The following is a 13,097-nucleotide window of genomic DNA, read 5'->3' as shown; positions in this document are numbered from 1 at the left end:
AAACTCTCCTTTTAACCATAATGTCTTACCTCCTTAAAATTCTAGTGGGGTTTCTTTTAAAGCTGCGCTTAGGGCACTTATGCTGCCGTATTAGGGTGGGGTTAGTACCCGTATTTTCTGCCTATGCGGTTCAGGCACAGTTTTATTCATGGTGTGAGGTATCCACGTTACACGTGGCCTAATTACTTGCTTTAAGTTACCCGGAAGAAACACGTCTTTTTTTAGCGAGGGCCATTGCTATATTTGCGGTACTGTAGGCGCTCTCATTGATAAAGTGCGGGTAAATTTCCCCTTTGCCATTCCAATGGATATCATAACCAGCGAAAGTCGCTAATAAAGGTGCTCCTGGTTTGACCGCCTCAAAATCTCTGCCACAAATAGTAGGGTGTACTAGTGCTTGCCGCATACCCTCTTGATCAAGTGGAATCCTGATTTCTTCGGTGTAAAAAAATGCCTCATAATCGCTCAGTAAGCCTATTTGGTTGAGGTTGTGCTTTTCAACATAGTCCAATACTGCGGTAAGCATCTGTTTCATCAACTCCAACGTACTGTACTCTAGCGCACCATGTGCTTGCGCCCCGACCTCAATCATTATTCCATATTGCCCAGCAGTACAAAGGTAAGGTTGCTCTTGCCATTCTTTTCGCTCTTCGAAAAGGACATGTGCTGATGGCATTCGTTGTTTGACGTACGCGCCCAGTTTCCGATAAAACACATCGTTAGAAAGCAAAATCAACGTCGCTCCCATATTGCTTGTTGTATTGTGCAGGTCAACAATCAACAGTTTTTCTTGGTTTGCATATTTCTCGATAAATTGATGTGCAATCTTGCTTTCATGCAAATCAGGACAATGATTGCTATTCATTGCTGAGAACTCGCGATTTAAGTCTGTATCGATGTATCGGACGTTGTGTTTTACTGCTTCGGAGTTTGCGATGATCGAGCAGGCTGAAAAGGTTGATCTATTGACAGAGTAACGTTTTTCTTTGATTAGTTTATGTAAATAAATACCAGAAAGTTCGTTTCCGTGTGTTCCTGCAACGATAAGTGCTGAATTGAATGTGTTCATTATTGAGCCTTCTCAAAGAGAATGGGGTGAATGACTGGTCTTCTCTTAGCCAATCCAGTGAACTGAATAAACGTTTACTAAACTGAGTAAAAATAATCCTAGATATGTTATAACATAACAATCATTGTTATTGATACTTAGTTTCTCATGAGTCAGTTTAAATTTATTGCTTTAATCGTTGCTGTGTTTTGTTTTTCGGTCGCTTTGCTTCTACCTACAGAGGATGAGCCAAATCAAGATAGTCACAGCGTTCAACTGAATCAAAGCAGTGATTCGTCACCACCTCCATCATCAAAGATAGTGGTTCCCTCAGATGTCAGTTTGACTCCGTTGCCTAAACCTAAACAAATACACTATATAGTTAAAGTGGGAGATACGCTCAGTGGTATCTTCGCTCAATTGGGTCTCCCTTACGGTATTTTGCAGCAAATTCTCTCAGTTGATCTTGATCACCTCCAGCTAGATATGATTCAGCCCGGAGAAGAGCTTGAATTAGTGATGGATGACATGGGGCAATTGAGTCGACTAATTTATCATATGAGCCTTGTAGAGAAGGCTATCTACACTAGAGAAAACGATGGCTCCTTCTCTTACGAATTTCAGGAAATTTCAGGGGAATGGCGTGAAACCTTATTTTCGGGAGAAATCAAAGGGAGTTTTTCAGTCTCGGCACATCGAGTAGGATTGGCATCAGGCCACGTCGCAAATATTACGCAGGTGATGAAAGATAAGATTGATTTTGCGCGATCTCTTAGAGCCGGTGACCGTTTCGATATATTAGTGAAACAGCAATATTTAGGTGAACACAAAACTGGCAATAGTGAGATTAAGGCTATTTCTTTTAACTTAGCGAGGGGCGAAGTCGCTGCATTTCTAGCCGAGGATGGACGGTTCTATGATAGAGCTGGTAACAGTTTGGAGCGAGCGTTTAACCGTTATCCTGTCGATAGGGCATACCGCCGAATCACCTCTGGGTTTAACCCTAAGCGTAAACACCCAGTGACGGGAAGAGTCACCCCGCATAACGGAACGGATTTCGCGACACCAATCGGTGCGCCAGTTTATTCTACTGGGGATGGAAAAGTAATTGCGGTCCGCAAGCACCCTTATGCCGGTAATTATTTAGTGATTGAACATAACAGTGTGTACAAAACTCGTTACCTACACTTGAATAAAATCTTGGTTAAAAAAGGTCAAGTTATAAAGCGTGGGCAAAAAATAGCCCTCTCTGGGAATACTGGTCGTTCAACCGGACCACATTTACATTTTGAAGTTTTAGTTCGTAATCGTCCGGTTGATGCAATGAAAGCCGACTTACCTATCGCGAAGTCGCTTCCTAACATCCAGAAACCTTCGTTTTTGGCGCGAGTATCAGAGTTTGATTATCTAGTAGAAACGAAAAACTGAGTCCCGACAATTTGTTAGGGCTCAGTTATGCTATTTTGTGTTGTGAGGTTGGAGCAATAGGTGAGTGTCAATATGTGTTCCTAGAAGAATAATGACTGCGATTTTTTCTTTTACGTGCGCCCACATCCGCAACATCGGACACTTTGCAACAACCTCCGCCTTTGATCGGCCTACGTGAAAACATCACACCAATCGCGAGCATCGCAATACAACTTAGGAAAATAAGAACGGTAAGAACTAAAGTCATAACACCACCTCCTATAAATCGCTGTATTGTCATCTTTCTCCAATTTTATAAACAAAGCAATGGTCGTTTTGTAACCACTTATTATTTTTATCAATAGTCAGACCTTTGCTGGTGATGAAACGTGATGAGAAACGAAGGAGAGTTCTGAGAAATCAGCCCCTGTGATCTTTACCGATTCTTAAGTTTTGCGTCTAAGACAGCAATTGGATTCCTTCTATAACTCACCAAGCTGTTATGTTATAACATGCGTTCATCCAGAGTTTGTAGGTCAAAAGTATGCCATCAATTCCAGTCTCCATTTTGCATGGGTTTCTCGGGTCCGGGAAAACCACGTTTTTACGCAACATTCTTCAACAAGCCGATTCTTCTGGTATTGATCTGTCCGTTATTGTTAATGACATGAGTGAGTTAGACGTCGATGGCGTGCTTATCTTAAATACCGATGCGGTGAGTGAAGAGCAGGGCAACTTTGTTACGATCAGTGGAGACAGCATCAGCAGCCTGAGTGGTGTAAAGCAGCTCGATAAAGCCCTTAAAAAGCTCTGCGCAGAAAAATCGCCAGAATGGGTTGTGATTGAAACGTCGGGCAGCAGTCATCCTTTACCTTTGGTCGAGTACTTCAAAAGTAACGCACAATTCGCACTCAAAGACGTAATTACGTTGGTGGATGCGACTTGGTTGCGAGATGACTATCGACAAGGTTCTGCCTTAATCCCTAAGTGGCAGGAGAACGTGCAGCAGGGTGTTCGCGGCGTTGAAAACTTGTTGGTAGAGCAAATCATGTTCTCAAACCGTATCATGCTCACCAAGACGGACAAAGTGGACGACAATACCGTTCGCAACATCGCGCAGGCGATTCACCCGCTTAATGTTTACACCGAGATAATCAAAACGTCATGGGGAAACTTAGATATCCGCATGTTGAAAGGTGAGCAAGACTACAATTTCTTCCTCGTTGAGCAGTTAACCGCAGAACTTCGTGAGACGGCGAATGAGCCGTTGAATCTCTCTGATAAAGACGAACAAAGCCTTGTCGCCAAAGTGATCAAAGATGATCGACCTTTTCATCCTGCGCGTTTGTGGAATACCTGCCATCAGTATTTAACTAAAGGTGTGTTCCGCAGTAAGGGGTTCTTTTGGTTCCCAACTCGAGACGATGTTTCACTACTTTGGAGCCAAGCAAACGGCAATGTGGGGCTTGAAATTACAGGCTTTTGGCGCGCTTCGGTAATCAATGACGAATCGCAAAACTTCACAGAGGAACATCGTCAAATCCTACAAGATAAGATAGACAGCGTTGAAAGCCGCTTTGGTGATCGTCGTTGTCGCTTAACGGTGATTGGGCAAGAAAACGAAGTCGATGTGTTTATTGATGCGCTGGAAAACTGCTTTTTAACGGATGTGGAATTGGAGCAATGGCAACAAGGGGCAACATTTGAAGATCCTTGGCCAAAGAAAATAGCTAAGTTGAGCCAGAAGAAGACGGTTTGAATGCACTGGTGAGGATTCCCTCGCTACATGTTTGAATCTCGGGTTGTTTCGAGAACGGACTTACTGAATTGGCTCGGTATACCAAAATTGGCTCTGTGTAACGAAAAAGCCTCCCGAATGGTGGGAGGCTTTTTGTATCTCAGTCGTTTACTGTTCCCATTCAGGGAAAGGGTCTTCCAGAGATAACCAATAGTCGAGCCCTTGCTCTATCTCATCTTCTGTTAACAAGCATTCGTTAAGACGAGCAATCAATTTCTCTTGCTCTAATCCCTGACCAATAAACACCAATTCTTGTCGCATATCGCCGTATGGTTCTTGCCAAATGTCGTTTATAGCATCTAGGTAATCTTGATCCGTCGGCCATTCCTCCTTCGGAATCGCTTTCCAAAACATACCCGCAACACCATAACGTGCGATGCCTCCCGCTTGGCTCCATTGACCGACAAACTCTGGTCTGGTTGCTAGCCAAAAGTAACCCTTGGAACGAATCAGTTTGCCGTAATCTTTCGCATTGTGGAGGAAGTCGTAAAACTTCTCTGGATGGAAAGGGCGTCTCGCATGATAGGCAAAGCTGGAAATGCCGTATTCTTCGGTTTCCGGTATGTGCTCGCCTCGCATTTCCTTCAACCAACCTGGGGCTTGTTGTGCCTTTTCAAAACTGAAGCTTTGTGTGTCGAGTACCGCATCAAGTTCTACTTCACCATTCGAGATAGGAAGAATAGTGGCCGATGTATTAAGAGTTTTAAGAATCGCAAGAAGCCTTTCGATTTCTGATTTCTCAGCAAGGTCGGTTTTACTTATCAAGATAACGTCAGCGAACTCTACTTGATCAACGAGTAAGTCAGCAACGCTGCGTTCATCGTCTTCACCTAATGATTCGGCTGTCTCTGTTAAGAACTTAGCTTCATCGTAATCACGCAGAAAGTTAATCGCATCAACCACCGTAACCATGGTGTCTAAACGTGCAACGTCTGAAAGTGATAGCCCGTTTTCATCAGCAAACGTAAAAGTCTCTGCAACGGGAAGTGGCTCGGCGATGCCAGTGGACTCGATAACTAAGTAATCGAATCTGCCTTCTTGCGCGAGTTTAGTGACTTCTTCAAGCAGATCTTCACGCAGGGTACAACAGATGCAACCGTTACTCATTTCAACCAACTTTTCTTCACTGTGGTTGAGAGAAACTTCATTCTGAACGGTCGCTGCATCGATGTTGACTTCGCTCATGTCGTTGACGATGACCGCGACTTTTCTGCCTTGTCTATTGTTAAGAATATGACTTAAAACGGTTGTTTTTCCTGCGCCTAGAAAGCCGGACAAAACCGTAACAGGGAGTTTCTGGGTGTTCATGCTCATGCTCTTTATAGTGTAATGTTATAATATAACAATTAATATAGTCGGTGATCTTAACTCTGGCATCAAGCAGTTTGTGAGTGTGTCGAGCACTGCACCTTATTGGCGGCTTTATTTGTCGTTTAGTTGCACAGGTTCAGATGTCCGGAATTTAGAGATCGAACTCTTATCTCGGTGTGGAGGTTCTATGAACGAAGAGAAAAAGCATGTCATGACAGAAGAAGAAATTCTTGCAGCGCCCGAGGCGGATTATATGAATGAAGCTCAGCTCGCGTTTTTTGAAAACCGATTATTTGAGCTTTATGAATTGACGTTAGCGCATATTGAACGCGCGAAAGAAGAGATGATTGCGCCAATGGAATTCAGTGACGAAAGCGATAGGGCGTCCAGTGAGGAGCAATCTGCAATCGCATTAAGAATCATAGATAGAGAGCAAAAGCTGTTACCTAAGATTCAACGATCGTTGGCTCGCTTGCGCGCAGGGGAGTATGGCTATTGTTTAGAGTCCGGAGAACCTATCGGCATTCCAAGGTTATTGGCACGACCTACTGCTGAATATAGTGCAGAAGTAAAAGCTCAAATGGAGTCAAAAGAGCACTGGTATAAACACTAAAGCCTCACTATCTTATGACGTCGATATTCTTCTCGTTCACTTGTTTTTTTGATGTTCTCTGAGAAGTCTAAAGCGATGGCGACTACCGTTAGGTATGGTAGTCATTACCTTTGAGATATTAATAGTTATCGATAGGATAGAAGTAAGTTCTGTATTGTAAATAACGCACCATTTTTGTTTTTCTGAATGAGCTCTCGCTATGTTAGCGTCAAACATTTTCTCTGCTACTTCAAGCTGATCTTCTATCCTTAAAGCTAAATTGGTACTGGAGAAAGTAGCATGATTGACTTTGTGGCAACTTTTATCTTTTTCTTTGCTGTCATCGATCCCATAGGTACTGTGCCCGTTTTTATCGCAGCCACAAAAAGCTATGAAGAAGTGGCAAAGCGTAAGGTCGCTCTTTTTGCGACTCTATTCTCCGCTGCTATCCTACTGTTTTTTGTTGTTGCTGGTGAAATCATACTTACAGCAATGCGTATTCCCTTGTCTGCGTTTCAAATCTCGGGCGGTATCGTATTGTTCTTGTTTGCTTTGACTATGATATTTGGTGAGAGTAAACCAGCAGAAGAAATCAGAACGCTCAATAGTCATCATGATACAGCAGTTTTTCCTCTAGCCATTCCATCAATTGCTAGCCCTGGCGCAATATTAGCCGCCGTTTTACTCACAGAGAACGTGCGGTTTAATATTTGGGAGCAAGTCCAGACAGTGGCTATGATGCTGCTGGTACTATTGGTTGTTTATATCTTGCTATTAATGGCCAGCGGCATACACAGGATTATTGGGAATACAGGAGCTAGTGCTGTAAGTCGGATCATGGGGTTGATATTAGCCGCTGTGGCCACGACCAACACTCTGAATGGGATTGAAAGTTACTTTGACCTTTAAGGCTTTTTCGCAAACTGAGCTGAAGGTATGCGTTAAGAGCTAATTTTACGGCGAGATGACCGACCACCTGACAATCACTTTTCTGGCGGTTACTTTTAGCCGGATGTAATCCTTCAGGCTATTCGTGACGACCTTGTTTAAGAGGATCACGGAAAAGTTGAAATTAAAATACATAGATGTTGAGGGTATAAATCAGATGGGGAACTGGAGCAACACTTGCCCCATTGAGCTGTGCCAATACTCAAACATTAGCTGCTAGAAAATAATATCGATAATTTCTCCGCCTAGGCACTACTCTATAATCTTGTAGTCTCGCAGTATATAGAGTCTAGCATGGAGGAATTTATTAGCTTCCAACGTGCCAAGACAAGACTTTTTCATGCCTTGAGAGTATCTGAAAATTCGGGAGGCTGAGAAGTTTATTCAGTATGGCTCTTATTGGGCAGTTTATGGATCAGCCAGTAACCAAGACTCATACTAAGAACTACAGCCGCAATTCCAATCAGGTACATTGGAGACAAGGTTTCAAAGTCTATAATAATGACCTTTCGGGAGATTGCCATCAGCGCGGTGGCCATGACGATTTTTACATGAATAACATTTTCTCTCAGGTAAATAGTTATATTGATGAAAATTTCAATAGCAATTAAAACGGCCATAAAAGCACCAAAAGTGGCTAGCATATCTGAAATCGTCAGAATGAGTTTAGGTGGCGTGATAAGTTTTTGATATATCGTCCATGCAACATCTATCACACCCATGACGATTACAAACAACATAACTATCGACAATACTCTTACAGACCAATGAATCACTATCTGTAATTTTTTTGTTAACTTATCATTTTTATCGACTTCCATGGCCCTGTTTCCTTCGCTTGTTTATGTTCACTTAACCTTCATATGTTGAAGCTAGACAATTGAATACATGTCGTTTAAAGCATAGTTGCTGTGGTGAGAGATAGAAGCGTCCGAGGGAAGGAAGTTATGAAACTTAGGAGTGGGCACAATGTTGGACACATAATGTAATCTCTGGTGTCATGCGTTATTACCTCATTACCTCATTACCTCATTGCCTCATTTCTGATCGTGACGAGTCGACTGGTGAGGTGGTGATTCATCACCTTCACGGCAAACTGAATGAGCGGATACCACAACGTATTGATACTGGGCAAATCGATGCGCTTGTTGCTGGTTCCTCCGTGCGTTGTTAATAGAAATACAAGCGAATAAGGAGTGGGTAATCGCTCAAAAGTCGGGTGGAAAAGCGGTAAAACGGCGAAAATTATTGGAACTAAGTCAAGGCCCTTTTTTTAAATGAAAAGGCTTATTGATCTGAACACACCACTTCTCCATATAAGTATATCCACAAATACAAACCTCAAATTGGCGATAAAGAGCTTTAATATTGATAATTATATAAACAACTTGGGTGCTGAAGAAATTTCAGTATACTGCGCTTAGGTTACACTGGAGAAAAAATCGCCGTATTCCCTGCGGGGTCCTTTGATAAGAAATAGAAATCGCGTTTGAATATGCAACCAAACGATTTTGCCGCTTGCAGTTTATTCGGTATACAAATAATAAACCTTTGACTAATCCGAAGGTCGGTCAAATGAGAGAAAGTCATGTTTTTTAATAAGTCGCTTCAACAAGAAAATCAACGATTAAAGCAGGAGTTGCAAATCCTGCAGCAAATCCAAACCAGTTTAGATGAAGAGATGATCCGCTTAACATTGGATAGTAAAGGTATCATTACTTCTACAAATACTAAGCTACAGCAAGAACTTTTCTTAAATGATGATGAGATCTTAACGAAATCAATTACTGAATTGGTACCGTCAAATTCGCGCAATACAGATCACTTTCATCGAATGAAGAAAGCCGTCCAAGATAAAGTGTTCTGGAATGGGGCATTGCAAGTACAGAAAGGTAATGGTGAGGAAGCATGGTTAAGAACGATTATCCAGCCTGTTTTAAATGAGCACAGAGAAGTAGAAAGCTTTTTTGTTTTTGCTTCTGAACTTACGCGAACGATCAAATCATCTCGTGAGCAAGAGGACATGCTAAATGCATTAAGTCGTTCTATGGCGGTGATTGAGTTCACATTAGATGGCCATGTTTTAAAAGCCAACGATAATTTCCTAAACACAATGGGTTATACGCTTGATCAGATTCTAGGGAAGCATCATCGCATGTTTTGTGATCAGGAAGAGTCGAGCTCTCAAGCTTACCGTGAGTTTTGGCAACGTTTAGCAAAAGGGCAATTTTCATCAGAGCGATTCAAACGAGTTAACCGTTATGGTGAAGAGGTGTGGTTAGAGGCTTCATATAACCCAATCCATAACGACAGAGGAGAGCTCTATAAGGTCGTTAAGTTCGCGACAGATATTACCCAGCAGGTAATGCAGGAACAGAAAATGGCCCAGGCTGCGCAATTGGCGAATGAAATCTCCCAAGAAACTGGAACACAAACCCTGCAAGGGCAAGAGGTTATAGGCTCAACGTTAGAAAAGATGCAGATACTTTCCGAGCAAATGCAGCAAGCGAACACCGCGATTGACGAGCTTAAAGCGCACTCATCGCGTATTAGCGAGTTGGTAAATAGCATCAGTGGTATCGCTGACCAAACTAACTTGTTGGCGTTAAATGCGGCGATAGAAGCGGCTCGTGCGGGTGAGCATGGTAGAGGTTTTGCCGTTGTTGCTGATGAAGTCAGACAGCTTGCTACAAGAACCAATGCAACCACCGATGAAATTGTCACAATGGTCAGTGAAAACCTACAGCGAACAGATAACGCAGTTAAGCTGATCGCTAAATGCCAAAAAGAAGCACTAGATACGCTAGAGCTCTCTGAAAAAGCAGGCAATGTGATGAATGAAATACAAGATGGCGCTAGCCGTGTTGTAGAGGCCGTGGAGCAATTTAACCGCTCGTTGTAGTTAATCAATAAGTTTTCATTGTAGGGGCGATGGGTAAAAAGCAATTCGCCTTATTCAACCTGTATTGAGGAGCGTTGAAGTCGCAATACTACTCCTGCCGCAGTCAAGTTAAGCGTTTTGAAGGGGAGGTAGTTCGACACCCGGTACAGGTTTTAGCCAGTTTGCTTGCTGTATAGAATGCTAAAGTAATTTAGTATGCGAAAAGGCTTGCCTTAAGACTTTGCCTGCATTTAATGTATCTAGCAGCAGAACTTCAATCTGCGTGACAACAATACAGGAGAGGATCGGGCTTTCACTTTTTCGCTCGACACAAACCCCTTTCAAATTTACACAATAGCGCAGTAAAACTCTCTTGCTGCGCTATTGTGTGTTCCATATTTTGTGAGTACTTATGTTTAACTCAGAACGCAAAGCGACGGTTATTCTGGTTGCGACGACGATGATCGCGGCACTTGGCTGGATATTCTCTAAGGAAACAATACAGGGTTTACCACCTTTTGGCTTTATTGGGGCGCGATTTACTATCGCTTCGCTCTGCTTACTGCCTCTATGTTACCGACCTTTGCTGAAAGCAAACTTAAAAGATGTGCTTTCTGCTGGTGGTGTCGGGCTCCTGTTAGGCAGTGCCGTTATGACATGGATTTACGCTATTTCTATCAGTGATACTCTCGGGGAAGGCGCATTTATCATGAGCCTTTCCATGCTGTTTGTGCCGATTGTTGCATGGGTTATGTTTCGTCAACGACCACAACGAATTTTCTGGCTTTCTTTGCCTATCGCTGTATTAGGTCTTGCTTGTCTTTCTTTAGTTGGTGGCTGGAAACAATCGGCCAGTCAATTGTGGTTTCTTGGTGCAGCACTGGTTTTGGCGCTTCATTTTAATGTGAACAGCAAATACTCTCAAAAACTACCTGTGCTGCTGCTTACTTGCGTGCAACTTTTTTCAGCAGGTTGTTTAGGTTTGTTGGTTTCATTTTTTATGGAATCTTTCCCGGTAGAGGTGGACTCCTCTATTTGGTGGTGGTTTGCGTTGAGTACCTTATTAGCGACGAGCTTGCGTTACGTAATGCAAACCATGGGGCAAAAATTTGTTCAGGCAGGTAACGCTGCTCTAATTATGATATTAGAACCAGTTTGGACGGTTATTCTGAGCGTGCTGTGGTATGGCGAAGTACTAACGGCAAATAAACTAGTAGGTTGTGTGCTTATCTTATTTTCTCTAATTATTTATCGTACTGGCGGGCGGTTTCGCTTCCCTACCCGAAAGTAGAGCAAATTAACTTGGGTTGGGAGAATTTGAGGTGCCGGATGGCCTTCTACGAAAGTGATAATACGCGGTTACGCAATGCTAATGACACTTTTGATGTAGGCTGCCGACCCAGCTCTTCGCTGATCATCCAGCCAGCTTTAGCCAGTAGCTCTAAGTCGATCCCCGTTTCTATTCCTAACCCTTGGCATAAATACAGTACATCCTCCGTTGCGACATTTCCTGATGCGCCATGAGCGTATGGGCATCCACCCAGCCCAGCTACACTACTGTCGATGGTATTGATGCCCATACTCAATGCCTGATAAATGTTGGTGAGAGCTTGTCCCCATGTGTCGTGGAAATGGACAGCAAGCTGGGGAAGAGGTGCAACCAACATGACGGCTTCCAGCATAGCAGCGATACGGTTTGGCGTGCCTGTACCGATTGTGTCGCCTAGAGACACCTCATAACACCCTAAATCGATGAGTGATTTGACCACGCTCGCCACTTGTTTAGGGGCTGTCGGGCCATCGTAAGGGCAGTCGGCAACGCAGGATAGATAGCCACGAACAGGGATGCCGTGTTTGGTGGCTAATCGCATTACAGGTTCGAAGCGAGTTAGGCTTTCTGCAATCGAGCAATTGATATTGTGTTGGCAGAATCCTTCTGATGATGAAGTGAAAATCGCGACCTGATTGGCACCAGCCTCCAAGGCTTGTTCGAAGCCTTTTAGGTTTGGTGTCAGGGCAGAATAAGTAACATGATTTCGCCTTGTTATTGCTTTCATGACCTCTGTTGAGTCCGCCATTTGTGGCACCCATTTGGGCGAAACAAAAGAGCCCGCCTCAATATGCGTTAACCCAGTATCAGAGAGTAAGTTGATCAGCCGGATTTTAGTCTGGGTCGCAACAGGAGGTTCATTTTGCAACCCATCTCTAGGACCTACTTCGACAATCTTTACTTTGGAAGGTAGCATTACTTGTCCTGTGACTTGGTGACCCAACTTGGGCTACGTTTTTCAAGAAACGCTTGCAGCCCATCTTGACCTTGGGGTGATACTCTAATGTCCGCAATGAGCTTGCTAGTATAGTGAATCAGTTGTTGATCGATGGGGTTTTGATGACATTGATGGCAGAGCGTTTTCGCTTTACGCATCGCATCTGGGCTATTAAGTAGCAACGTCTTGATTACGCTATCGACCGCATTTTCAAGCTGTTTGGCTTCTTTCACTTCGTGCACAATACCAAACCGTTCGGCATCTTCGGCTGAAATGACTTCACCACTTAAGATATAGCGTCTAGCTTGTCTATTCCCCATCGCGCGCATGACGTAAGGCGCAATGGTTGCTGGAACTAAACCAAGCCTAACTTCACTTAAGCAAAAGTTGGCACTTTGGCTTGCGATGGCGATATCACTACAACAAATCAACCCTAAAGCACCACCATAAGCGGAACCTTGAACAACTGCGATGGTGGGTTGAGGGAACGAATCTAATGTTTCCATGAGTCTTGCCAAGTTTTGGGCATCAACGAAGTTATCTTGCCTCGTGCTTTCGGCCATCGACTGCATCCAATTCAAATCGGCCCCGGATGAAAAATGCTTACCGTTACTTCTTAATACCAAGCACCGCACATCCGTTCGTAAAGCGAGATAATCTAGGCGGTGGATCAGCAAGTCGATCGTACAAGCGTCAAAAGCATTGTGTTTGGCTGTTCTGTTTAGGGTAATGGTCGCTACGCCATTATCATCGACATGCCAAAGAACATCATCTTGCCTTTGGGCGTTGGGAATAATGCTTGGTTGCATTTCCTGCATACTAACTTCCTTAATTCATCTTTGGAT

12 protein-coding genes and 1 pseudogene are annotated in these 13,097 nt (G+C 43.4%); 8 read left to right on the top strand and 5 right to left on the bottom strand.

Annotated features, from left to right (window positions below):
* Positions 1-196 precede the first annotated feature (196 nt).
* The gene (locus R8N47_RS11795; RefSeq protein ID WP_064354625.1) at positions 197-1,069 is read right to left on the bottom strand and encodes an aspartoacylase; all 873 of its coding nucleotides are present in this window, start codon (positions 1,067-1,069) and stop codon (positions 197-199) included.
* A gap of 147 nt (positions 1,070-1,216) precedes the next feature.
* On the opposite strand from R8N47_RS11795, the gene R8N47_RS11790 reads away from it, so the two are divergent.
* The gene (locus R8N47_RS11790) at positions 1,217-2,476 is read left to right on the top strand and encodes a peptidoglycan DD-metalloendopeptidase family protein (RefSeq protein ID WP_054579012.1); all 1,260 of its coding nucleotides are present in this window, start codon (positions 1,217-1,219) and stop codon (positions 2,474-2,476) included.
* A 523-nt stretch (positions 2,477-2,999) separates the two neighbouring features.
* Entirely contained in the window at positions 3,000-4,214 is a 1,215-nt protein-coding gene (locus tag R8N47_RS11780) for a CobW family GTP-binding protein (RefSeq protein ID WP_064354626.1), read from the top strand.
* A gap of 147 nt (positions 4,215-4,361) precedes the next feature.
* Here the strand turns inward: R8N47_RS11780 and zigA are convergent, their stop codons facing one another.
* Positions 4,362-5,561: a zinc metallochaperone GTPase ZigA gene (gene zigA, locus R8N47_RS11775; RefSeq protein WP_064354627.1), complete on the bottom strand. Its 1,200-nt coding sequence runs from the start codon at positions 5,559-5,561 to the stop codon at positions 4,362-4,364.
* Positions 5,562-5,751: 190 nt separating this feature from the next.
* Between zigA and R8N47_RS11770 the strand changes: the two genes are divergently transcribed.
* Both R8N47_RS11770 and R8N47_RS11765 read left to right on the top strand, forming a co-directional pair.
* Positions 5,752-6,177, top strand: coding sequence for a TraR/DksA C4-type zinc finger protein (locus R8N47_RS11770; protein WP_064354628.1), 426 nt, complete (start codon positions 5,752-5,754; stop codon positions 6,175-6,177).
* Positions 6,178-6,456: 279 nt separating this feature from the next.
* Entirely contained in the window at positions 6,457-7,065 is a 609-nt protein-coding gene (locus tag R8N47_RS11765) for a MarC family protein (protein WP_017635732.1), read from the top strand.
* A 419-nt stretch (positions 7,066-7,484) separates the two neighbouring features.
* On the opposite strand, the gene R8N47_RS11760 is transcribed toward R8N47_RS11765, so the two are convergent.
* Positions 7,485-7,925 carry a phosphate-starvation-inducible PsiE family protein gene (locus tag R8N47_RS11760; RefSeq protein ID WP_005375731.1) on the bottom strand — a complete coding sequence of 147 codons (441 nt, stop codon included), beginning with the start codon at positions 7,923-7,925 and terminating at the stop codon, positions 7,485-7,487.
* Between the two features lie 179 nt (positions 7,926-8,104).
* Between R8N47_RS11760 and R8N47_RS11755 the strand changes: the two genes are divergently transcribed.
* The 4 genes and pseudogenes from R8N47_RS11755 (at position 8,105) to R8N47_RS11745 (ending at position 11,276) form a co-directional block, all read left to right on the top strand.
* Positions 8,105-8,278: a hypothetical protein gene (locus R8N47_RS11755; protein ID WP_153294768.1), complete on the top strand. Its 174-nt coding sequence runs from the start codon at positions 8,105-8,107 to the stop codon at positions 8,276-8,278.
* A 414-nt stretch (positions 8,279-8,692) separates the two neighbouring features.
* A pseudogene (locus tag R8N47_RS28835) lies at positions 8,693-9,472 on the top strand (PAS domain-containing protein); the annotation flags it as partial.
* Positions 9,470-10,006: a methyl-accepting chemotaxis protein gene (locus R8N47_RS28830; protein WP_372036153.1), complete on the top strand. Its 537-nt coding sequence runs from the start codon at positions 9,470-9,472 to the stop codon at positions 10,004-10,006. The pseudogene R8N47_RS28835 and the gene R8N47_RS28830, both read left to right, overlap by 3 nt.
* Positions 10,007-10,397: 391 nt before the next feature.
* Positions 10,398-11,276, top strand: coding sequence for a DMT family transporter (locus R8N47_RS11745; protein ID WP_017634269.1), 879 nt, complete (start codon positions 10,398-10,400; stop codon positions 11,274-11,276).
* A gap of 46 nt (positions 11,277-11,322) precedes the next feature.
* On the opposite strand, the gene R8N47_RS11740 is transcribed toward R8N47_RS11745, so the two are convergent.
* Both R8N47_RS11740 and R8N47_RS11735 read right to left on the bottom strand, forming a co-directional pair.
* A complete protein-coding gene (locus R8N47_RS11740; RefSeq protein WP_042521094.1) occupies positions 11,323-12,231 on the bottom strand; it encodes a hydroxymethylglutaryl-CoA lyase in 909 nt (302 codons plus the stop codon).
* Positions 12,231-13,070, bottom strand: coding sequence for an enoyl-CoA hydratase-related protein (locus tag R8N47_RS11735; RefSeq protein WP_064354630.1), 840 nt, complete (start codon positions 13,068-13,070; stop codon positions 12,231-12,233). Before R8N47_RS11735 ends, R8N47_RS11740 begins: the two co-directional genes overlap by 1 nt.
* Between the last annotated feature and the right edge of the window lie 27 nt (positions 13,071-13,097).

The organism is Vibrio sp. 2132-1, from assembly GCF_033344315.1.
Note: the sequence above shows the minus strand (reverse complement) of the source record. Positions and strands in the feature narration are given on the sequence as shown.

Bases quoted from the DNA above. Each gene is read 5' to 3' on its own strand.
- R8N47_RS11795 (WP_064354625.1), bottom strand. From the start codon at position 1,069: ATGAACACATTCAATTCAGCACTTATCGTTGCAGGAACACACGGAAAC.
- R8N47_RS11790 (WP_054579012.1), top strand. From the start codon at position 1,217: ATGAGTCAGTTTAAATTTATTGCTTTAATCGTTGCTGTGTTTTGTTTT.
- R8N47_RS11780 (WP_064354626.1), top strand. From the start codon at position 3,000: ATGCCATCAATTCCAGTCTCCATTTTGCATGGGTTTCTCGGGTCCGGG.
- zigA (WP_064354627.1), bottom strand. From the start codon at position 5,561: ATGAACACCCAGAAACTCCCTGTTACGGTTTTGTCCGGCTTTCTAGGC.
- R8N47_RS11770 (WP_064354628.1), top strand. From the start codon at position 5,752: ATGAACGAAGAGAAAAAGCATGTCATGACAGAAGAAGAAATTCTTGCA.
- R8N47_RS11765 (WP_017635732.1), top strand. From the start codon at position 6,457: ATGATTGACTTTGTGGCAACTTTTATCTTTTTCTTTGCTGTCATCGAT.
- R8N47_RS11760 (WP_005375731.1), bottom strand. From the start codon at position 7,925: ATGGAAGTCGATAAAAATGATAAGTTAACAAAAAAATTACAGATAGTG.
- R8N47_RS11755 (WP_153294768.1), top strand. From the start codon at position 8,105: ATGCGTTATTACCTCATTACCTCATTACCTCATTGCCTCATTTCTGAT.
- R8N47_RS28830 (WP_372036153.1), top strand. From the start codon at position 9,470: ATGCAGGAACAGAAAATGGCCCAGGCTGCGCAATTGGCGAATGAAATC.
- R8N47_RS11745 (WP_017634269.1), top strand. From the start codon at position 10,398: ATGTTTAACTCAGAACGCAAAGCGACGGTTATTCTGGTTGCGACGACG.
- R8N47_RS11740 (WP_042521094.1), bottom strand. From the start codon at position 12,231: ATGCTACCTTCCAAAGTAAAGATTGTCGAAGTAGGTCCTAGAGATGGG.
- R8N47_RS11735 (WP_064354630.1), bottom strand. From the start codon at position 13,070: ATGCAGGAAATGCAACCAAGCATTATTCCCAACGCCCAAAGGCAAGAT.